We start from the raw sequence: 20,303 nt of genomic DNA, 5'->3' as shown, positions 1-20,303 counted from the left end.
TCAAGCCGTCAGGCCATCACGCCATGACGCGGTCCCGCTGGCCCGCCGGCCCGCCGCCAGCCCATCAGGCCGTCACGCCGGCACCGCCCGAACCCATATCCGGTCCTCCGTCAGATACCGGTCGACCTTCAGCCCCGCCTCCCCCAGCGCCTCCTCGAACGCCTCCTTCGTGAGCGGCCGGGCGAGGAACGTCTGCGTCCAGACCGCGTCCGGGAAGACATACTCCGCCCGCACCGAGTTGACTCCGTTCCCGACCGGGTCCGCAGACAGGATCCGTATCGTGTACCCGCCCGGATCCTCCCGCTCGCGCGGCAGATTCGTGTGGTAGTCCTCGCCCTCGCGCTGGATCAGCACGTACCCCCCGTCCGCGACATGGCTGCGGCAGGCGTTCAGCATTCCGCGCCGCACCTCGTCGTCTCCGTCGTGCACGAGGAACGACGCGAGCATCACCACGTCGAACTTCTCCCCCGCCAGGTCGAGCGTCTCGATGGGGCTGCATATCGTGCGCGCCCCACGCACGCGCTCCAGCATCTCGGCCGACTCGTCCACGGCCGTCACCGTGAAGCCCCGCTCCAGGAGCGGGTGGGTCATACGCCCCACGCCGCTGCCCAGTTCGAGAATGTGCGACCCGGCCGGCACGGCCCCGGCGATGATGTCCGGCTCGTCCCCTACGGACAGCCGTGAGTACAGCTCCACCGCACAGCCGTCCGGCGTGATGGCGCCGGGCCCTGCCCCTTCGTGTCCCTCACGCATCTCGATCGTCATACCAGCCCAACGGCCCGCGCCCGCCGCCCCGTTCCCACCCCCGCTGACACCACTCGTTCGAGTGACACCGTGAACTGGTCAGAAACTGACCGGCAGTTGACCGTCAATGGCGTGAGCTGGTCACAAATCTTTCGGTCACCACGCGAACCAGCCATGTCCGCCGTACCAGTGACCGCCCGCCCGCAGATGGTCCCCGACCGCCCGCTCGACCCTGGTGCGCCGCGGCAACCCGTCCACCGGCAGCTCCGGATCGCCGAAGACGAATCCCACGGGACCCTTGTCGTCCGCCTTTGTCTCCTCGTACGCGATCCGGAACCGCTGCTGGAAACTCACGATGTTGGAGTCCGCCGGAAGGTACCGCTGCAGCTGCCGGTCGAGCAGCCAGGAGTGGCACTCCGCCACCGCGTAACGCTCGTCCGGGTAGTGACGGGCGAAGAACTCCCGTGCCAGGTCCAGCGACTGGTCGCAGGCCTCCGGCGACAGGGGTCCCCGGAAGTCGGCGATGTGCACGCTCAGACAGAGGTCGCCGGGGCCGGTGTCGAGTCCCGCGGCCGAGGCCGCCTCCCCCGTGTGGCCGCCGAGCCGCGCGCGCTGGAACTGCAGCCGCCCCAGCTGGTACAGCTCGCCGTGGAAGTGCAGCCCGATCCACCAGGGCACCAGCAGCCCGCTGGTGCCGACGCGTCGCCGGTGCACGGCCATGTGCCGGCCCAGGTCGGCGAGGGTGCGCCGGGACACGTCCGCCGGAACGCCCCGCTGCAGGTGATAGGCGCGCACATACGGCAGCGCGGCGACGAAGACGAACACATGAAAGGTGCGCCCCAGCGCTCCGGTGGACTCCGGGAACGCGGGCGGCTCCCACCCTTTGCCGATCTCCCCCATGCCGCGTACGAACCGGGCGACGCACCGGCGGAGCAGCGTCATCGCCTCCGGGTCCGCCACCAGCCGGCCGCGCAGCGCGACGAGTTCGTTGACGTACTCGTGCGGCACGGACAGGTCGAGCAGGACGTCCGGCAGCGCGATCGCGTCCGGCAGGACGGCCTCGGCCCGTGGACCGTCGGGCTCGCCCTCGCTCTCCAGGTCCCGCAGCCATCCGGCGAGCCTCTGGTCCGCCCGCAGCTCCTCCACCAGCACAGTCGCTCCCCGTTCGTCCGCCTCTTGGTGAACGTGCACCACGAAGAGTACGTTTCCCCGTAGGAGTAGTGATCCCGATGCGTACGGGCAGTGAACCCACGACTGCGCGCAGTGTGCTGCGAGCGCGCCTCTGGCTCAGTGTGTGGGGGCTGATCTGGGCGATCGCGGGAACGGTCGCGTTCCTCCTCGCCGGGCGGCCTGGCTGGGCGATCGCCTGCGGTGTGCTGTGGCTGATCGTCACCGTCGATCTGGCGATGGTCCTCAGGCACATCCGCCAGGGGCCCCACTACCAGCCCGGCCCCGACATCCCTCCGTACCGACCGCCGGAACACCGGCTCTAGGACGCGCACTTCGCCGCCCGCAGCCTCTCAGCGCCAATGGCCTCGCGTCACGCGCCGACCGGGCTCAGCAAACGGCCCGGCCCGGGTCAGAAGTCGTACCACGCCTCAGAAGCCGTACCGCGCCTCAGGAGTCGAACCGCGCCGCGGCCACGTACTCCGGCTGCGGGTCCAGCGCCGCCGCGAGCCTGAAGTGGCGCAGGGCCTGGTCGGAGCGGCCGGAGCGCTCATAGGTGCGGGCGAGCGCGAAGTGCGCGAACGCGTTGTCCGGCTCACGCTCCAGCACGATGGTGAACTCCAGCTCGGCGGGCCGCAGTTGCGCCGCCGCGAAGAAGGCACGCGCGCGCAGCAGCCGGGCCGCGGTGTTCTCGGGATGTGCGGCGATGACTCGGTCCAGCAGCTTCACCGCACCCCGCGGATCCCGCGCGGCCAGCAACTGCTCGGCGGCACGGAAGTCGATGACATGCGTCTCCGGAGTACGTCCGGTGAATCCGCTGGTCTCGGGCACGGCAGAGTCCTTCCCTCACTGCACGGCATCAACGCCCCCGAGGGGCCCACTATTCCGAGGCCGCCCGGGCCCGCCGGACCAGATCCGCCCACACGTCCCGTACGCGCCGCTGCAGGGCTTCCAGTGGTACGTCGTTGTCGATGACGACGTCCGCGATCTCCAGGCGCTCGTCGCGCGTGGCCTGGGCGGCCATGCGGGCGCGGGCGTCCTCGTCGGTCATGCCGCGCAGCCGCACGAGCCGGTCGAGCTGGGTCTCGGGGCTCGCGTCGACGACGATCACGAGGTCGTAGAGCGGCGCGAGGCCGTTCTCCGCGAGCAGCGGGACGTCGTGCACGACAACGGAGTCCTCCGCGGCGGCCTCTTCGAGTTCGCGGGAGCGGGCGCCCACCAGGGGGTGCACGATCGAGTTGAGCACGGCGAGCTTCTCGGCGTCCGCGAAGACGATCGACCCGAGCCTGGGCCGGTCCAGGCTGCCGTCCTCGGCGAGCACGCCCTCGCCGAAGGCGTCGACCACCGCCGCGAGCCCCGCGGTTCCCGGCGCCACGACTTCCCGCGCGATCCTGTCGGCGTCGATCAGCACGGCACCGTGCTCCACGAGCAGCCGCGACACCTCACTCTTGCCGGCCCCGATCCCACCGGTCAGCCCCACCTTCAACATGCCCACGAGCTTAGAACCCACCACCGACACCGCCCCGTCGGGGCGCCCCAAAGGGGTGCGAGGAACTGCGTGCCCAGCCACAACGCACCCGCAGCCAAAACACAAGCCCTCCAGCGAAGCGCCTACGCGTCGCCTTCCCGCTCCGCCAGGAACCGCTCGAATTCGAGCCCGATCTCGTCCGCCGACGGGATGTCCACCGGCTCGGCGAGCATGTTGCCCCGTGTCTCGGCGCCCGCGGCCGCGTCGTACTGGTGCTCAAGTCCCTGGACGAGCGCGACGAGTTCCTCGTCGCCCTCCTGGATCTGCCGGTCGATCTCGGTCTGGGTGCGGTGCGCCTCGGTGCGCAGGGCGTGCGCGATCCCGGGCAGGACCAGACCGGTGGCCGCCGTGATGGCCTCCATGACGGTCAGTGCCGCGTCCGGGTACGGCGAGCGGGCGATGTAGTGCGGTACGTGGGCGGCGACGCCCAGGATGTCGTGTCCGGCCTGCATCAGGCGGTACTCGACCAGCGACTCGGCACTGCCGGGAACCTGGGCCTCGTCGAAGGGGCTGCGATGGCCCGGGACGAGATCCGTGCGGTTGCCGTGCGGTGTGAGGCCCACGGGGCGCGTGTGCGGTACGCCCATGGGAATGCCGTGGAAGTTCACGGACAGGCGCACGCCGAGGCGCTCCACGATCTGCTGGACGGCCGCGGCGAAGCGCTCCCACTCGACGTCCGGCTCGGGGCCGGAGAGCAGCAGGAACGGCGCACCGGTGGCGTCCTGGACGAGCCGCACGTCCAGCGTGGGCTCCTCGTAGTCGGCCCAGCGGTCGCTCCTGAACGTCAGGAGCGGGCGCCGGGCGCGGTAGTCCACGAGCCTGTCGTGGTCGAAGCGGGCCACGACCTGGTGGGGCAGCGAGTCGAGCAGCCGGTCGACGATCTGGTCGCCGGTCTCGCCCGCGTCGATGTATCCGTCGAAGTGGTAGAGCATGACAAGACCGGCCGACTCCTGGGCGAGCGCCATGTCGACGACAGCCAGGCCCTTCGGCTCCCATGCGTACAAACCCTGCGGATCAAGCACAGTGACCGCTCCTCCTCGTGTTCGTACTCCACAACGCGGACCAGGACACGGGCATTCCCCGCTCACGCTCGTTCGCTGCCCCCTTTTACCGGCTTCTCATACGCTGCCACAGCACTTTGACCTCGCCATGACAGCGCAACGCCGCCATGGCAACCCCATGGTGGCGCTACGACGCGAGCACGCGCGCGTGGAGCGCGGTGACGGCCTTGCGTGCGGACGTGAACGCGCCGTGCTGCCAGGCGTCCGTGTAGCTGAGCCAGTCACCGGCAAAGTAGACACGTCCCGTGGGCTCGTTGAGCGGCTTGTAGCGGGCGTGGTCGGGACCGCCGGCGGTGTCGTGCCAGGCGGCCTCCAGGTGGGGTGTCTGGCGCCAGTGGTGGGAGAAGGAGGACGCCAGTTCGGTGCGGTACTTCGCTCCGTAGATCTTCACTCCCGCGGCGACCGCACGTGTCTCGCGCTCCTTGGGCGTGAGCTTCGCGTACGCGTCCGCGTCGGCCCCGTAGTTGTAGTAGCCGATCAGGACGCCGCGTTCGCCGTGGAAGCCGTGGGAGGGGTGCCAGATGTGGGTGACGTCCTGGTCGGTCTCGGTGATGCCGCCGTAGATCCGGTGGTCGAGCTCCCACCAGCGGGAGCGGTACTCCAGGCCGATCTTGCCCGCGGACGACGGGGTGATCGCCTCCAGCGCGGTCTGTACGCCTGAGCCGAGGTTGTGCGGGATCCTGGCAAGGATGTTGGGCGGCAGCGCGCCGACGCAGTAGTCGGCGTCGATGCTCCTGGTCCGGCCGCCCTGGGTGTACGTGACGGTCACGCCGCTCCCCTTGTCGGTGATCTTCGAAACGACGGCCCCCGTGCGAATGCGATGGCCCCCGATCGCCCTCGTCAGGGCGCGCGGTATCCGGTCCATGCCGCCCACCGGCTGGAACATCAACATCGCCTGGTCGAAGCCGAACTCGAAGGAGAAGTAACGGCCGACGCCGCTCGCGAACACCTCGGAGGCGGCCGGGACGTCGCCGAGGAGCACACCGGGGGTGCCCGCGGCCGCGGGGACGACGTCGTATCCGCGGCGCTCGCCGCCCGTGTAGTCCAGCGTGTCCCCCAGGTCGCCGAAGTCCTTGAGGAACTCGACGAGCCTCTCCCGGTCGGTGACGGTCAACTCCGCGTCGAGGGCGCCCGTGTCGGTGGCCTTGGCGAGCAACTCCGAGACATATCCGTAGACATCGGCCTTCGCCGTTCGGTACCGCATCGGCTCGGTCATGCCGGCCGACTCGTTGAAGAGGTACGCGTCCGCGTTGACGTTGGTGAACACCTCGACCGGGACGCCGAGTTCGCGGCAGTAGTCAAGAGTGACCATCCACTGGGGCAGACGGGCCGGGCCCGCGTTCATGTACTGCCCGTCGCCGAAGCGGGCCGTCTGCCTGTTGCCGTACAGGTCGGTGGTGGTGTCGCCGCCCCGCACCGTGAAGTTGCGGCCACCGGTGCGGTCTCTGGCTTCCAGGACCGTACAGTCGTAGCCCGCCTTGCCGAGTTCGTACGCGGTCGTGAGGCCGGCGATGCCGCCGCCGACGACGACCACCTTGGCCGCGCCGCGTCCGGTGAGCGTGAAGTCGCTCGGCTTGGGGGCGTGGAAGGGCTGTTCGCGCTGGGCGGCCTGGGCCGTGGGGGCGAGGCCTAGGGCTCCCATGGTGGCGAACATCGTGCCCGCGCCGCCGGTGAGGCCCACCTTGCGCAGGAACGAACGCCGACTCGTACCAGGACCGCTCTGAGGCTGTGCCATGACTGGGGCTCCCCTTCTCGATCTTGAACGACCGAGGAAGCCTCCCAATGGCCGGTTACGGCCCGTCAGTTATTCATGTATCCCGCAAGTTTCTGCAACCGCGAGCTTCCGGCCGGCTGAAAGCCTCGGCCTCCGCCGCCGCCGACGACGACGCCGGGCACCGGGCACCGGGCACCGGGCACGACAGAGTCCGGGCAAGGTCAACGCACTGCGGGCCCGCACCCAGAAGGGTGCGGGCCCGCAGTCACCAGCTAGTTACTGCCTAGAGGTGTGCGATCAGCTCTGGCCTCCGGCCAGCTTCTCGCGGAGGGCGGCCAGCGCCTCGTCCGACGCCAGGGCGCCGGAGTTGTCGTCCGACTCCGAGGAGTACGAACCGCCGCCACCGCTGCCACCGGAGGCGGCCGGAGCCGCACCCGGGGTGGCGACACCCTCGGCCTCGGCCTGGGCGTCCGCCTCGCGGGACTTGATGACCTGAGCCTGGTGCTGCTCGAAGCGCGTCTGCGCCTCGGCGTACTGGGTCTCCCACACCTCACGCTGGGACTCGAAGCCCTCGAGCCAGTCGTTGGTCTCGGGGTCGAAGCCCTCGGGGTAGATGTAGTTGCCCTGGTCGTCGTACGACGCGGCCATGCCGTACAGCGTCGGGTCGAAGTCGACCGTGGCCGGGTCGGCACCGAAGGCCTCGTTGGCCTGCTTCAGCGAGAGGCTGATGCGACGACGCTCGAGGTCGATGTCGATGACCTTGACGAAGATCTCGTCGTTGACCTGGACGACCTGCTCCGGGATCTCCACGTGGCGCTCGGCCAGCTCGGAGATGTGGACCAGACCCTCGATGCCCTCGTCGACGCGCACGAACGCACCGAAGGGAACGAGCTTGGTGACCTTACCCGGGACGACCTGACCGATCTGGTGCGTACGGGCGAACTGCTGCCACGGGTCTTCCTGCGTCGCCTTCAGCGACAGGGAGACACGCTCGCGGTCCATGTCGACGTCGAGGACCTCGACGGTGACTTCCTGGCCGACCTCGACAACCTCGGAGGGGTGGTCGATGTGCTTCCAGGAGAGCTCGGAGACGTGAACGAGACCGTCGACGCCACCCAGGTCCACGAAGGCACCGAAGTTGACGATCGAAGAGACGACGCCGGAGCGGACCTGACCCTTCTGCAGGGTGGTGAGGAACGTCTGGCGAACCTCGGACTGGGTCTGCTCGAGCCAGGCGCGGCGGGACAGGACCACGTTGTTGCGGTTCTTGTCCAGCTCGATGATCTTCGCCTCGAGCTCCTTGCCCACGTAGGGCTGGAGGTCGCGGACACGGCGCATCTCGACGAGAGAAGCCGGCAGGAAGCCACGGAGGCCGATGTCGAGGATGAGTCCACCCTTGACGACCTCGATGACGGTACCGGTGACGATGCCGTCCTCTTCCTTGATCTTCTCGATGGTGCCCCAGGCGCGCTCGTACTGGGCGCGCTTCTTCGAGAGGATCAGGCGGCCTTCCTTGTCCTCCTTCTGGAGAACAAGGGCTTCGATCTCGTCGCCGACCTTGACGACCTCGTTGGGGTCGACGTCGTGCTTGATCGAGAGCTCGCGGCTCGGGATGACACCTTCGGTCTTGTAACCGATGTCGAGCAGGACCTCGTCCCGGTCGACCTTCACGATGACGCCGTCGACGATGTCGCCGTCGTTGAAGTACTTGATCGTCTCGTCGATCGCGGCGAGGAAGGCTTCCTCGTTACCGATGTCGTTGACCGCAACCTGCGGGGTGGTGGCGGTGGTCTCGGTGCTGCTCGTCATGTGGGTAAGGGCTCCGGTACGGACAGTGAGTCGTAGGTACTGCTTACGCCGGGAGCCCGTTTCGCTCTGAAGAAGCCGGACAGCCAAGGAAGCGCCGAATCCGGGCGTGTTCGATGACGAACACTTGCCGGTGGCGCCTCGAAAACCGAGGGGACATACAACAGATGCGAGCGCAGCCTGCTACGTCTGAGGAGCGCAGGCCCGCAGCGCAACTTGTAGCATACGGGGGCAGCCGGACAGGGTCAATGCGCGAAGGCGCACACCCGGGGCGGAACGCCGCATACCCGGCACAAGACCCGTCCCACGAGGCCACGAGGGCCCTGCGGCGCCCCTTGCGTGACCGCCGCCGGGACGGGTTCGGACGGAAGAGCCCGCAGATTAGTACGAGGGAGCCGATCATCCAAGAGCCCGAACCGTTCGAGCCCGAGGCGACACGACGGGAGGCGGGGTCCGGCGAAAGCACCCGCGCCAATCGTGGCTGGTGGGACCGGAACGCGGACGATTACCAGGTCGAGCACGGCACGTTCCTCGGCGACGACCGTTTCGTGTGGGGCCCCGAGGGCCTCGACGAGATCGAGGCCGAGTTGCTCGGACCGATGGAGGAACTGGCCGGAAAGGACGTTCTGGAGATCGGCGCGGGTGCCGCCCAGTGTTCGCGCTGGCTGGCCGCCCAGGGGGCCCGTCCGGTCGCCCTGGACCTCTCGCACCGCCAGCTCCAGCACGCGCTGCGGATCGGCGCCAAGGGGGTGGGGCTCGTGGAGGCGGACGCCGGCGCACTGCCGTTCGCGGACGCCTCCTTCGACCTGGCGTGCTCCGCCTACGGGGCGCTGCCGTTCGTCGCGGACCCCGTGACGGTCCTGAGGGAGGTGCACAGGGTGCTGCGGCCCGGCGGCCGGTTCGTCTTCTCCGTCACGCACCCGATCCGCTGGGCCTTCCCTGACGAGCCCGGCCCCGAGGGGCTGAGCGTGGCCTCCTCGTACTTCGACCGCACTCCGTACGTCGAGCAGGACGACGAGGGCAGCGCGGTGTACGTCGAGCACCACAGGACGGTCGGCGACCGCGTCCGGGACGTGGTGGCGGGCGGTTTCCGGCTGGTCGACCTGGTCGAGCCCGAGTGGCCCGCCTGGAACACCCAGGAGTGGGGCGGCTGGTCGCCCCTTCGGGGAAACCTCATCCCGGGGTCGGCGATCTTCGTGTGCGAGCGAAGCGAGACGGGGGCACCCCCGGCCGAAGGCCGGAGGAGAGACTGAGCATGTGATCCGTTACGACGCTCTGGACCTCCTGCCCGTACGCGGCGCGCTGCCCGGCCTGGGCGACGCCCTGGACGCGCACGGCGGTGCCGTGCTGGTCGCGCCGCCCGGCACCGGCAAGACGACCCTCGTGCCCCTCGTGCTCGCCGGTCTGGTCGGCGACGGGCCCGTACGCCGTGTCGTGGTCGCCGAGCCGCGGCGGATCGCGGCGCGGGCGGCCGCGCGGCGGATGGCGTGGCTGCTGGGCGAGAAGGTCGGCGAGAGCGTCGGGTACACGGTGCGCGGGGAGCGGGTGGTCGGGCCACGCGCGCGCGTGGAGGTCGTCACGACCGGTGTGCTGCTGCAACGGCTGCAGCGGGACCAGGAACTGGCGGGCGTCGACGTGGTCGTGCTCGACGAGTGCCACGAACGGCACCTGGACGCCGACACGGTGGCCGCGTTCCTGCTGGACGTACAGGCCGCTCTGCGCCCCGAGTTGCGGTTGGTGGCCGCGTCCGCGACGACCGACGCCGAGGGGTGGGCGAGGCTGCTGGGCGAGGTGCCGGTGGTCGAGGCGGAGGGTGTGTCCCATCCGGTCGAGGTGGTCTGGGCGCCACCCCTGCGCCCCGTGCGGCCGCCGCACGGCATGCGGGTGGACCCGGTGCTGCTGACGCACGTGGCGTCGGTGGTGCGGCGGGCGCTTTCCGAACGCGACGGGGACGTCCTGTGCTTCCTGCCCGGGGTCGGGGAGATCGCGCGGGTGGCCGGGCAGCTCGGCGGGCTCGGAGACGTCGAGGTGCTTCAGGTGCACGGGCGGGCGCCGGCCGCCGTGCAGGACGCGGTGCTGTCCGGGGGTGCGCGGCGCCGGGTGGTCCTCGCGACGTCGGTGGCCGAGTCGTCCCTGACGGTTCCGGGCGTGCGGGTGGTCGTGGACTCCGGTCTGGCGCGGGAGCCGCGGGTCGATCACGCGCGGGGGCTGAGCGCGCTGGCGACGGTACGTGCCTCGCAGGCGGCCGGCCGGCAGCGGGCGGGGCGCGCCGGGCGCGAGGCCCCTGGTGCGGTGTACCGGTGCTGGGCGGAGGCGGAGGACGGGCGGCTGTCGCGTTTCCCGGCGCCGGAGATCAAGGTGGCCGACCTGACGGCGTTCGCCCTCCAGGCGGCCTGCTGGGGCGATCCCGACGCCTCGGGGCTGGCTCTGCTGGATCCGCCGCCGGGAGGCGCCATGGCGGCCGCTCGGGGTGTTCTGGAGGCCATCGGTGCGGTGGGCTCCGCCGGGCGTCCCACGGAGCGGGGTGTACGGATGTCGCGGCTCGGGCTGCATCCGCGGCTGGGGCGGGCGTTGCTGGACGCGGGGCACTCCGTGGGTGCGGAGCGTGCCGCGGAGGTGGTTGCCCTTTTGAGTGAGGAGCCGCCGCGGGAGTACGGGGATGATCTTGCCGCTGCCTTGCGGGCGGCCCGGCGTGGGGGTGACGCCTATGCCGGGCGGTGGCGTACGGAGGTTCGGCGGCTGCGGGCCGCGGCGGCGCCCGCGCCGAGCGCTCCGCGGGATGTGCCGTTCGATACGTGCGGGCCGTCCGTGGCTGGTCGCGCCCACGCGGCGAAGCCGCACATGTCACAGCCCCGCGCCCCTGAAGGGGCGCGGCAGGCCGGTGAAGACCATGCCGTCGGACTCGTCGCCGCCCTCGCCTTTCCCGAGCGGGTTGCCCGGAAGCAAGGGGGCTCCTTTCTCATGGTGTCCGGTACTCGGGCCGAGGTGGGTGACGGGAGTGGGCTGCGGGACGCGTCGTGGATCGCTGTCGCCGTTGCCGACCGGCCCGTTGGTGCGGGGCACGCGCGCGTGCGGCTCGGGGCCGTGGTGGACGAGGGGGTCGCGCGCGAGGCGGCCGGGGCCCTGTACGGCAAGGGCGACGAGGTGCGCTGGGCCGACGGGGACGTCGTGGCGCGGCGGGTCGAGCGGCTGGGCGCGGTGGAGCTGGCGGTGCGGCCGTTGCGGAACGCCGAGCCCGGGCTCGTACGGGAGGCGCTTCTCGAAGGGTTGAGGGACGAAGGGTTCGGGATGCTGCGGTGGTCCCGGGACGCCGAGGTCCTGCGGCAGCGGCTCGGGTTCCTGTACCACCGGCTCGGTGCTCCTTGGCCCGATATGTCGGACGACGCACTGCACGCGCGCGTGGACGAGTGGCTGGAGCCGGAGTTGGGCCGGGCACGGCGGCGGTCCGATCTGGCGCGGATCGACGCCGGGCAGGCCTTGGCCCGGCTGTTGCCGTGGGCGTCCGGGGAGGCTGCCCGGTTGGACGAGTTGGCGCCGGAGCGCATCGAGGTGCCGAGCGGGTCCAGGATCCGGGTCGACTACGCGGATCCCGAACGGCCCGTGCTGGCGGTGAAGTTGCAGGAGATGTTCGGGGCGCGGGAGTCACCGGCCGTCGCCGGGGTGCCCGTGGTCGTGCATCTGCTGTCGCCCGCGGGGCGCCCGGCGGCCGTGACGTCCGACCTGGTGTCCTTCTGGAAGGACGGCTACCGGGGCGTACGGGCGGAGCTGCGTGGCCGGTATCCGAAGCACCCGTGGCCCGAGGACCCGGCTACCGCGGAACCGACCCGGCACACGAACGCGCGCTTCAGGCGCGCTGACGAACGGCCCGGGTTCAGGCGCTGACCGGTTCCGGTTCTCGGCTCTCCGTCGGTGAGGGGTCGCCCGGGCGGCGGCTGCGGGCCTCCAGGTAGAGGGAGAGCGACAGCAGGCCGGCACCCAGGATCAGGAAGCCCCACGGCAGGTACGAGGTCATCAGCAGGACGAGCAGCCGCTGGGACTTGACCAGGTCGACCGTCGAGCGGATGTAGTCCTCGCGCATCTTCACGTGCCCGGCGAAGGCGGTCACCTTTTCACGGCCCCCGAGGAGGGTGCCGCCGCGCAGTTCCTCCTTGTGGATCTCTTCTCCGTAGACGGGTGCTCCGGTGGTGGGTTCGACCCAGAACTTGCGGACCGTGGTGTACCAGCGGGTCGTGCCCGTCTTGGCGACCGACTCCGGGGTGATGCCTTCGACGGGCATGGTCTTCGGGAAGGGCACCTTGGTCCAGGGGATGGTCTGCTCGAAGTAGTAAACGTTTACGCCCCGGAAGTCCCGCTCGCCCTCGTAGTGGATCGGCGCGGTGACGCGGGCCTGTGCGTCGAAGTACTCGTAGTCCCTCTTCTCCGTGAGGAAGGGCCACTTGAACTCGATGCCCTCGCGTTTGACCGGGTCGCCGTCGACCATCTCGCCGGTGGCATGAACGGGTTCCTGGGTGTGCGCGTCGAAGATGTAGCGCTCGGGGATCTTGGAGACCATCTCGCCGTCGGGGCCCTGGACGTAGGAGAGGCCGTCCCAGACGACGACGTCGCGGCCCGCGGTCTTCTCGATCTTCTCGGAGGCCTCGACGTTGCCCTTGAGGGTCTGCACGATGGTGACCTTGTCGACCTTCTTGGCCTTCATCGTGCCGTAGTCGAGGAGGGTCGCGTCCTTCGCCTCCAGGACCATGTCCTGGTACTGGTCGGCCGGGATCTTGGCGAGGCGCGGGAAGGCGTACCAGCGCATCAGCGGGGACAGTGCCGCGAAGAACACGGCGAGGGCGAGCAGGATCAGGCTGGCCTTGCGGCGCATCTCGGCGGCCCTCCCTGTGCGTTGGGGATGTGTGTCATGGGGTGCGCGTCACGGGCGGGTGTTGCGGGCGTGCGTCACGGGTGGCTGGGGATGGTGGTGAGCAGCGGCTTGGGTGACGTCTTGCCCGCCGGTGAGCCCATGGCGGTGATGGTGAGGACGAGCGCGAGCGCGACGGCGAGACCGGTCGCGGCGGCGATCAGGGCACGCATGCGGGGCCTCCCGACTCGGCGAAGCTGATACATCGTCAGGTCGGGCACCGTAGCAACGGGCGGCCGAGATGAGAACACGTTGCACACACAGAACGACGGTGTCCTTCCACCCGGCCGGGTGGAAGGACACCGTCGTTCTGAAGGCCTACGAGGCTACGAGGCGGAGGGGCTCGGCGAGGCGGCGGCTGCCGTCACCTTCAGCTCGACCGTCAGCGTGGCACCGCCGGTGGTGCTGATGCGGAGCAGGAACGTGCCGGCCGTGTCGTCCGCGTACAGCTTCGGCAGCTTCAACAGACCGTTCGCGTCCGTCTTGAGGCCCGCGAGGGTCCGTACGGTCTTGCCGTCCGCGTCCTTGAAGTAGGGGCCCTTGTCGTTCGCGGTCGCGTCGTCCGCCGACTTGATGAGCGTGGCGGTGGCCGCGACGCCGTCCGCGGCGGCGCCCTTGTAGGTGGCCTTCACCTCGACCTGGTTCGCGAACTCGCCGCCCGCGACGCAGGTCAGCGCGGTGTCGCTCGTACGGGCCAGGGCGTCGGCCTGGCGCGCGGTGACCGTCGCCTTGTAGTCGAGGCCGGAGACGGCACGGCCGACGACGGTGGCGCGGACCGTGAAGTCGCCCGTCTTCTCGCCGGCCTTGAGCGCGGGCGCGGTGGCCACGCCGGAGCTGTTGGTGACGACGGTCGCGACACTCTCGCCGCCGGTGAAGACGGCGTCGGTGTCGCCGACGATCGTGAACCGGACCCGGACCTTCGCGACGGCCTTGCCGGCCTCGGTCTCGGTACGGGTGGCGATCCTCTCGGCGAAGGCGTCGCCCGCGGTCGCGGTGAGCTTGGCGGTACCCGCGTCCTCCAGGTGGTCCACCGTTTCGGTGGGCGTGGGAGGCGCCGGAGTCGTCGGCGGCGTGCTCGGCGGCGGGGTCGTGGTGGGCGGCTTCGGGCTCGGGCTCGTGGAACCGCCGCCGCCCGGCGTGGAGCTGGGCGGGGTCGTGCTCGGCGGGGTCGGCGTCGGGGAGGAGCCCGACCCGTTGTTGTCGTCGCTGCGGCCCGAGGGCAGCGTGCCCGTGCCGTCCGGGACCTCGTGGGTGCCCTTGCGGTAGTACTCCAGCCACGACAGGACCGTGTTCAGGTAGTGCGTCGAGTTGTTGTAGCTGAGGATCGCGCGCCTGAGGTCGGCCTTGTCGGACAGGTCCCAGCCGAACCGGCACAGGTAGCCGCCGGCGGCGAGGGCCGCGTCGTAGATGTTGTTGGGGTCCTTCTTGCCGTCGCCGTTGCCGTCGCGGCCCGACCACTCCCAGGTGGAGGGGATGAACTGCATGGGGCCGACGGCACGGTCGTGGGTGGTGTCCCCGTCGTACGCGCCGCCGTCGGTGTCGGTGATCCTCGCGAAGCCGTTGCCGTTGAGGACCGGGCCGAGGATCGGGGAGATCGTGGTGCCGTTGGCGTCGACGCGGCCGCCGCGGGCCTGGCCGGACTCGACCTTGCCGATGGCTGCGAGGAGTTGCCAGGGCAGGTTGCAGCCGGGCTTGGATTCGCCCAGCGCCGCCTCGGCCTTCTTGTAGGCGTCGAGGACGGTCGCGGGTATGCCGGCCTCGGCCTCGCCCGTACCCGTCGGCGTTCCGGTGCCCGTACTGGGCGACGGGGTGGGGCTGTTGAGCGGCGGGAGGTCGGTGTAGTACGGCGAATTGCCGGTGGCGCTGTTGTCGGCGTCGGGGTCGGACGAGGGCTGGGAACCGGTGTTCTGTCTGCCCTGCCCGGTGTCGGTCACGCCCGGCGCCTGGGACGCGGACAGCGCCGCGACCGCGACCGCGGCCACAGCGGTGGTTGCCGCCCCCTTGACAACTCGCCTGCCGAATTGCGCCGCCATTGCGTGAACCCCTCCCGTGGACGATCGTCCGCGCCTCGCGCGTTTCCTGTTGTCCGGCCGCACTCCCCAGTACGGCGGCCCAGGCGACCCTACGACAACTTCCGTTGCGCAGACACCCGTTCGTGCCCGTTTTTCACCGGTTGGCCACATCCCGTTTCACCTGCCCCGGCGTCCTGGGGGCATGCGGGACCGACGGGAACTGCCGACTGCATACTGAGCGTCATCGATCAAGGGATCGCCGGGACCGTTCCGGGATCACCGGGCCGTCGCGTGCGGTCAATGCCGGCCGTCGCGTGCGGTCAATGTCGTTCGCAAGGAGCCCCGTTGCCGTTCACCCTCAGCCATGCCGCGGCCGTTCTGCCTGCCGTGCGCACCGATGGGACCGGACGCGGCCGACTGGTTCCGGCCCTGCTCGTGGCCGGTTCGTTCGCGCCCGACATGACCTATTACGCGGCGAGTGTGCTGCCGGAGGCCATGGAGTTCGGCGACTTCACGCACTCCTTCACCGGGGTGTTCACGGTCGATGTGCTGGTCGCCTGGGCGCTCGTGGGCGCCTGGCTGGTGCTGCGCGAGCCGCTGGCGGCTCTGCTGCCGCGCGGCCGGCAGGCACGGGTCGGGGCTCTCCTGCGCTGCGGTGCGCCGCGCGCCCGCGTCCGGCCCTCACTGGCCCTGTGGTGGTACGTGTCCGCGGTGGTCGGTTCGCTGACGCATGTCGTGTGGGACGCGTTCACGCATCTCGACCGGTGGGGCATGCGCGTCTTTCCCGTCCTCGGGCAGGAGATCGCGGGTTCGCCGCTCTACTGGTATCTGCAGTACGGCGGTTCGGCGGTCGCCGCGGTGGTGATCGCGGCCTTCCTGGTGGTGGCCCTGCGGCGGCAGCGCGACACGGAACCCGTGGGGGTGCCGGTGCTGTCCGTACGGGACCGGTGGCTCGCGGCGGCCGTGATCGGTGGCTGCGCGACGGTGGCCGCGGTGCGGCGGGCGACTCGGTGGTGGGACCAGTGGGCGTCGACCGCGAAGCCCTGGGAGCTGATTCCCACCGTGTGCTTCGGGGCGGGGGCGGGTCTTGCCGTCGGCCTCGCGGTGTACGGCGTGGCGGTCAGGGTGTGGCGTCCGGCTCCGGTTCGTCCCAGCCCGGCAGCGGTTCGTACGGAGCCGAGCCGTCCGACTCCTCGCTGATCGCGGTCTCCGGGGTGAGGTCCCGGCCGATGCCGCGGCCCTGGCCCAGTCCCCGGTGGACGGCCTGGGCTATGCGCTCGATGGTGCGCACGCCGTACGCCATCGTGGGGTTGTCGTGGGACAGGACGACGATGCGGTAGCTGCGGCCCTCGCCGGTGAAGGCGCCGAGGCTGTGGACGCGCCAGCCGTGGGTGGCTCTGGGCAGCCAGCCGTTCTTGACGTGTGCCGTCAGCCCTTGCGGCATGCCCGCGGGGACGCCCCAGCGCTGGTCCGCGCGGACCTCGGAGAGCAGTTTCAGGCCGTATGCGCGGGTGCGGAGGAAGGACTGGGCGTTCGTCAGTACGTCCAGCAGGCGCATCTGGTCGGTGGCCGTGGTGCGGGTGAGGCCCCAGTAGCCGCCCGGGCCCAGGAGGGTGGCGCTGGTGCGGACGCGGGTGAGGAAGTCGTTCAGATAGCTACGGCCCAGGTCGGCCCACAGGCGCACGGCCGAGTCGTTGTCGGAGCTGACGATCATGGGGCGTACGTTCGTCTCTTCCCACTGGGTGAGTCGGCGGCCCAGCTCCTCGGCTCGGCGGAGCAGCCCCTCCATGATCAGGACCTTGACGACGCTCGCCGAGTCGTACTGCCGCTCGCCGGCGCGTGCGCAGGTCACTCCTGAGTCGTCGTGCACCGCCAGGGAGACCGTGCCGTCCCTCCCCGACAGGGCCGCCTGGATGTCCTGTGCCAGTCGGACGGCCAGGTCGGGGGCGTGGGGGGCCTGGCAGGTGACGGTGTCGGTGGGGTCGGCCGAGGAGGCGTGGTGGCCTGTGGCGCCCGGCCGGGGGTGCCGCCGGTCGGTCCAGTCGGTCCAGTCGGCGGTGTCGGCCGGGACGCGTCTCGTCGTGGCGCCCGCCGGGATTCTGGGGCTGGCCGCGGAGGCCGCGACGGCGGGGACCGGGGTGAGGAGCACGGAGGCGAGGGCGGCGACGAGGGCGGTACGGCAGTGTCGTACGTACCGCACGCGCTGTACGTGTCGTATGTGAGGACCCATGCCCGCATCCTTGCGGGGCGCTCCGCCGGGGGCTTCTGGTCGGGGGCCACGCGGGTGACGGCCCCTCCGGGGGTTGGACGGGGATGGGGCGCTGTTTGTCGAGTGCGGGCCGGTGGGGGCTGGTCGCGCAGTTCCCCGCGCCCCTTAAAAGCAAGGGGCTACCGCCCCCTGAAGACAAAAGAAGCAGGGGCGGTAGCCCCGGCTTTTGTCCTCAGGGGCGCGGGGAACTGCGCAGCCAGCCCCCACCGGGCCCGCAGCCGAATACCGCGCCCCCGGAGGGCTCTAGTGGGCCGCCGACTCCCAGTCCGCGCCGGAGCCGACCGAGACGTCCAGGGGTGCCCGGAGATGCACCGCGTTCGCCATCTCGTGGCGGACGAGTTCCTCGGTCTTGGCGCGCTCGCCCGGGGCGATCTCCAGGACGATTTCGTCGTGGACCTGGAGGAGCATGCGGGACTTGAGGTCGGCCTTCCGGAGAGCGCTGTCCACGTTCAGCATGGCGATCTTGACGATGTCCGCCGCCGTGCCCTGGATCGGCGCGTTCAGAGCCATGCGCTCGGCCGCCTCGCGGCGCTGGCGGTTGTCGCTGTTGAGGTCGGGGAGGTAGCGGCGGCGGCCGAAGAGCGTCGCCGTGTAGCCCGTCGCCCGCGCTTCGTCGACCGCGCGGCGCAGATAGTCCCGTACGCCGCCGAAGCGCTCGAAGTACGTGTCCATCAGCGCGCGGGCCTCGCCCGCGTCGATGTTCAGCTGCTGGGAGAGGCCGAATGCGGACAGGCCGTACGCCAGTCCGTACGACATGGCCTTGATCTTGCGGCGCATCTCCGCGTCGACGGCCGTGCCCTCGACGGAGAACACCTGGGAGGCGACGGTGGTGTGCAGGTCCTCGCCGGAGGTGAACGCCTCCAGGAGGCCCTCGTCCTCGGAGAGGTGGGCCATCACGCGCAGTTCGATCTGGCTGTAGTCGGCGGTCATGAGGGATTCGAAACCCTCGCCGACGACGAAGCCGCGGCGGATCGCGCGGCCCTCCTCGGTGCGGACCGGGATGTTCTGCAGGTTCGGGTCCTGCGACGAGAGGCGGCCCGTCGCGGCCACCGTCTGGTGGAACGTGGTGTGGATGCGGCCGTCCGCGGCGATCGTCTTGATCAGGCCCTCGACGGTGACGCGGAGCTTCGCCTGCTCGCGGTGGCGGAGCATGATGACCGGCAGTTCGTTGTCGGTCTGGCCGGCGAGCCAGGCGAGCGCGTCGGCGTCCGTCGTGTAGCCGGTCTTCGTCTTCTTCGTCTTGGGCAGGCCCAGTTCACCGAAGAGGACTTCCTGGAGCTGCTTGGGCGAGCCGAGGTTGAACTCGTGCCCGGCAGCCGCGTGCGCCTCCTTCACGGCCTGCTGGACGGCGCCCGCGAACATCTGCTCCATGGCTTCCAGATGGGCCTTGTCGGCCGCGATGCCGTGCCGCTCCAGGCGGGCCAGGAGCACGGAGGTGGGCAGCTCCACGTCACGCAGCAGGTCGGCCGCGCCGACCTCCTCCAGGCGCTCCGTGAACGCCTCGCCCAGGTCGAGGATCGCGCGGGCCTGCACCATCAGTGCGTCGGCCTCGGCTCCTTCGTCGGCGCCGAAGGCGAGCTGCCCGTCGGCCGTCGCGGCGGGGGCCAGCTCCCGGCCGAGGTACTCCAGGGACAGCGCGTCCAGGTCGAAGGAGCGGCGGCCCGGCTTGACGAGGTAGGCGGCGAGCGCGGTGTCCATGGAGACGCCCTCGATGCTCCAGCCGTGCTCGGCGAAGACCCGCATGACGGCCTTGGCGTTGTGCAGCACCTTGGGCCTGTCGGGGTCGGCGAGCCACGCCGCGAACGCGTTCTCGTCGGCCTCGTCCAGCTGGGACGGGTCGAACCACGCGGCGGCGCCGTCGGCCGCGGCGAGGGCGACCTCGGCGACCGAGCCGGTGCCGAGCGCCCAGGTGTCGACCGTGGCGACGCCGAGGACCGCGGTGCCGTGCTCGGCGAGCCACGGCTTCAGCTCGCCCGCGCCGAGGACCGTGCCGTCCACCGCCACGCCCGCGGCGGCCGGCGGACCGGCGTCCGCCTCCTCCGCCCCGGGGTCGACGGCCAGCAGCCGCTCGCGCAGCGAGGGGTTACGGATCTCCAGGGTGTCCAGGACCATCGCGACGGCCGTGCGGTCGTACGGAGCGCGCTCCAGGTCGGCGGCCGACTTCGGCAGCTCGACGTCGCGCACCATCTCCGTGAGGCGGCGGTTGAGCTTGACCGCGTCCAGGTGGTCGCGGAAGTTCTGCCCGGCCTTGCCCTTGACCTCCTCGGCGCGCTCTACCAGCTCCGCGAACGACCCGAACTGGTTGATCCACTTCGCGGCGGTCTTCTCGCCGACTCCGGGGATGCCCGGCAGGTTGTCGGACGGGTCGCCGCGCAGGGCCGCGAAGTCGGGGTACTGCGCGGGCGTCAGTCCGTACTTCTCGAAGACCTTCTCCGGGGTGAAGCGCGTCAGCTCGGAGACGCCCTTCGTCGGGTAGAGCACGGTGGTGTGCTCGGAGACCAGCTGGAAGGAGTCGCGGTCGCCGGTGACGATCAGCACCTCGAAGCCCGCGGCCTCGGCCTGGGTGGCGAGCGTGGCGATGATGTCGTCCGCCTCGAAGCCGTCCACGGCGAACCGCTCGGCGTGCATCGCGTCGAGGAGCTCGCCGATCAGCTCGACCTGGCCCTTGAACTCGTCCGGGGTCTTCGACCTGTTCGCCTTGTACTCGGTGAACTCCTCCGAGCGCCATGTCTTGCGCGAGACGTCGAACGCCACCGCGAAGTGCGTGGGCGCCTCGTCGCGCAGCGTGTTGGCGAGCATCGACGCGAAGCCGTAGATCGCGTTCGTCGGCTGGCCCGTCGCCGTCGTGAAGTTCTCCGCGGGCAGCGCGAAGAACGCTCGGTACGCCAGCGAATGCCCGTCCATGAGCATCAGCCGCGGGCGTCCGCCGCCGGAGGTCTTCTCGGTCTTCTTCGATGCTGAATCTGCCACGCCCCCGATCCTGCCACGCCCCACTGACAGTCGGACCCGCCCCGCCCTCCACGACCGCCCTCGCGCCGTGTCCGTCACGCCTTTCACACCGTGCACGATCATCGCTTCGGACGGGCCGCGATCGTTGTCACC

At 70.7% G+C, this 20,303-nt stretch carries 16 protein-coding genes; 4 read left to right on the top strand and 12 right to left on the bottom strand.

The window, feature by feature from the left end; all coding sequences use genetic code 11:
• Positions 1-72: 72 nt before the first annotated feature.
• Both OG718_RS39295 and OG718_RS39290 read right to left on the bottom strand, forming a co-directional pair.
• Positions 73-765, bottom strand: a complete 693-nt coding sequence (locus tag OG718_RS39295) for a class I SAM-dependent methyltransferase (protein WP_328846427.1) — start codon at positions 763-765, stop codon at positions 73-75.
• Positions 766-900: 135 nt separating this feature from the next.
• Complete coding sequence (locus OG718_RS39290) at positions 901-1,842, bottom strand: acyltransferase domain-containing protein (RefSeq protein WP_260695234.1); 942 nt, start codon at positions 1,840-1,842, stop codon at positions 901-903.
• Between the two features lie 131 nt (positions 1,843-1,973).
• Here OG718_RS39290 and OG718_RS39285 point away from each other — a divergent pair, with 131 nt between their 5' ends.
• On the top strand, positions 1,974-2,237 hold the full coding sequence (locus OG718_RS39285; RefSeq protein ID WP_143637625.1) for a DUF6343 family protein: 264 nt from the start codon (positions 1,974-1,976) through the stop codon (positions 2,235-2,237).
• A gap of 124 nt (positions 2,238-2,361) precedes the next feature.
• Here the strand turns inward: OG718_RS39285 and OG718_RS39280 are convergent, their stop codons facing one another.
• The 5 genes from OG718_RS39280 to rpsA all read right to left on the bottom strand — a co-directional run bounded on the left by OG718_RS39280 (position 2,362) and on the right by rpsA (position 8,023).
• Positions 2,362-2,742, bottom strand: a complete 381-nt coding sequence (locus tag OG718_RS39280) for a tetratricopeptide repeat protein (RefSeq protein ID WP_143637627.1) — start codon at positions 2,740-2,742, stop codon at positions 2,362-2,364.
• A gap of 49 nt (positions 2,743-2,791) precedes the next feature.
• On the bottom strand, positions 2,792-3,400 hold the full coding sequence (gene coaE / locus OG718_RS39275; protein ID WP_328846426.1) for a dephospho-CoA kinase: 609 nt from the start codon (positions 3,398-3,400) through the stop codon (positions 2,792-2,794).
• A 122-nt stretch (positions 3,401-3,522) separates the two neighbouring features.
• Positions 3,523-4,461: a PAC2 family protein gene (locus OG718_RS39270; protein ID WP_143637631.1), complete on the bottom strand. Its 939-nt coding sequence runs from the start codon at positions 4,459-4,461 to the stop codon at positions 3,523-3,525.
• 166 nt (positions 4,462-4,627) lie between these two features.
• A complete protein-coding gene (locus OG718_RS39265) occupies positions 4,628-6,154 on the bottom strand; it encodes a flavin monoamine oxidase family protein (RefSeq protein WP_143637994.1) in 1,527 nt (508 codons plus the stop codon).
• Between the two features lie 357 nt (positions 6,155-6,511).
• Positions 6,512-8,023 (bottom strand): 30S ribosomal protein S1, encoded by a 1,512-nt coding sequence (rpsA, locus tag OG718_RS39260; protein WP_143637633.1) that lies wholly within the window; start codon positions 8,021-8,023, stop codon positions 6,512-6,514.
• A gap of 245 nt (positions 8,024-8,268) precedes the next feature.
• On the opposite strand from rpsA, the gene OG718_RS39255 reads away from it, so the two are divergent.
• A complete protein-coding gene (locus OG718_RS39255; RefSeq protein ID WP_328846425.1) occupies positions 8,269-9,273 on the top strand; it encodes a class I SAM-dependent methyltransferase in 1,005 nt (334 codons plus the stop codon).
• Between the two features lie 4 nt (positions 9,274-9,277).
• The gene (gene hrpB, locus OG718_RS39250; protein WP_328846424.1) at positions 9,278-11,902 is read left to right on the top strand and encodes an ATP-dependent helicase HrpB; all 2,625 of its coding nucleotides are present in this window, start codon (positions 9,278-9,280) and stop codon (positions 11,900-11,902) included.
• Here the strand turns inward: hrpB and OG718_RS39245 are convergent.
• The 3 genes from OG718_RS39245 to OG718_RS39235 all read right to left on the bottom strand — a co-directional run bounded on the left by OG718_RS39245 (position 11,892) and on the right by OG718_RS39235 (position 14,953).
• The gene (locus tag OG718_RS39245; RefSeq protein WP_328846423.1) at positions 11,892-12,884 is read right to left on the bottom strand and encodes a DUF3068 domain-containing protein; all 993 of its coding nucleotides are present in this window, start codon (positions 12,882-12,884) and stop codon (positions 11,892-11,894) included. The two genes, hrpB and OG718_RS39245, sit on opposite strands and share 11 nt — an antisense overlap.
• Before the next feature lie 74 nt (positions 12,885-12,958).
• Positions 12,959-13,093, bottom strand: a complete 135-nt coding sequence (locus OG718_RS39240; RefSeq protein WP_143637639.1) for an SPW_0924 family protein — start codon at positions 13,091-13,093, stop codon at positions 12,959-12,961.
• Positions 13,094-13,246: 153 nt separating this feature from the next.
• Positions 13,247-14,953: a lytic transglycosylase domain-containing protein gene (locus OG718_RS39235; RefSeq protein ID WP_328846422.1), complete on the bottom strand. Its 1,707-nt coding sequence runs from the start codon at positions 14,951-14,953 to the stop codon at positions 13,247-13,249.
• Between the two features lie 324 nt (positions 14,954-15,277).
• On the opposite strand from OG718_RS39235, the gene OG718_RS39230 reads away from it, so the two are divergent.
• Positions 15,278-16,132, top strand: a complete 855-nt coding sequence (locus tag OG718_RS39230) for a DUF4184 family protein (RefSeq protein ID WP_328846421.1) — start codon at positions 15,278-15,280, stop codon at positions 16,130-16,132.
• Here OG718_RS39230 and OG718_RS39225 read toward each other — a convergent pair.
• Both OG718_RS39225 and polA read right to left on the bottom strand, forming a co-directional pair.
• Positions 16,053-17,162, bottom strand: a complete 1,110-nt coding sequence (locus OG718_RS39225) for a hypothetical protein (protein ID WP_328846420.1) — start codon at positions 17,160-17,162, stop codon at positions 16,053-16,055. The two genes, OG718_RS39230 and OG718_RS39225, sit on opposite strands and share 80 nt — an antisense overlap.
• 282 nt (positions 17,163-17,444) lie before the next feature.
• Entirely contained in the window at positions 17,445-20,171 is a 2,727-nt protein-coding gene (gene polA / locus OG718_RS39220; RefSeq protein ID WP_328846419.1) for a DNA polymerase I, read from the bottom strand.
• Positions 20,172-20,303 lie beyond the last annotated feature (132 nt).

Source organism: Streptomyces sp. NBC_00258, from assembly GCF_036182465.1.
Taxonomy (GTDB): domain Bacteria; phylum Actinomycetota; class Actinomycetes; order Streptomycetales; family Streptomycetaceae; genus Streptomyces.
The sequence above is the reverse complement of the archived record's forward strand: the minus strand, read 5'-3'. Positions and strand labels throughout refer to the sequence as shown.

Excerpts from the sequence above, each read along its gene's own strand:
- OG718_RS39240 (WP_143637639.1), bottom strand. The coding sequence starts at position 13,093 with ATGCGTGCCCTGATCGCCGCCGCGACCGGTCTCGCCGTCGCGCTCGCG.
- coaE (WP_328846426.1), bottom strand. The coding sequence starts at position 3,400 with ATGTTGAAGGTGGGGCTGACCGGTGGGATCGGGGCCGGCAAGAGTGAG.
- OG718_RS39245 (WP_328846423.1), bottom strand. The coding sequence starts at position 12,884 with ATGCGCCGCAAGGCCAGCCTGATCCTGCTCGCCCTCGCCGTGTTCTTC.
- OG718_RS39265 (WP_143637994.1), bottom strand. The coding sequence starts at position 6,154 with ATGTTCGCCACCATGGGAGCCCTAGGCCTCGCCCCCACGGCCCAGGCC.
- rpsA (WP_143637633.1), bottom strand. The coding sequence starts at position 8,023 with ATGACGAGCAGCACCGAGACCACCGCCACCACCCCGCAGGTTGCGGTC.
- OG718_RS39285 (WP_143637625.1), top strand. The coding sequence starts at position 1,974 with ATGCGTACGGGCAGTGAACCCACGACTGCGCGCAGTGTGCTGCGAGCG.
- OG718_RS39255 (WP_328846425.1), top strand. The coding sequence starts at position 8,269 with ATGCGCGAAGGCGCACACCCGGGGCGGAACGCCGCATACCCGGCACAA.
- OG718_RS39235 (WP_328846422.1), bottom strand. The coding sequence starts at position 14,953 with ATGGCGGCGCAATTCGGCAGGCGAGTTGTCAAGGGGGCGGCAACCACC.
- OG718_RS39295 (WP_328846427.1), bottom strand. The coding sequence starts at position 765 with ATGACGATCGAGATGCGTGAGGGACACGAAGGGGCAGGGCCCGGCGCC.
- OG718_RS39225 (WP_328846420.1), bottom strand. The coding sequence starts at position 17,162 with ATGGGTCCTCACATACGACACGTACAGCGCGTGCGGTACGTACGACAC.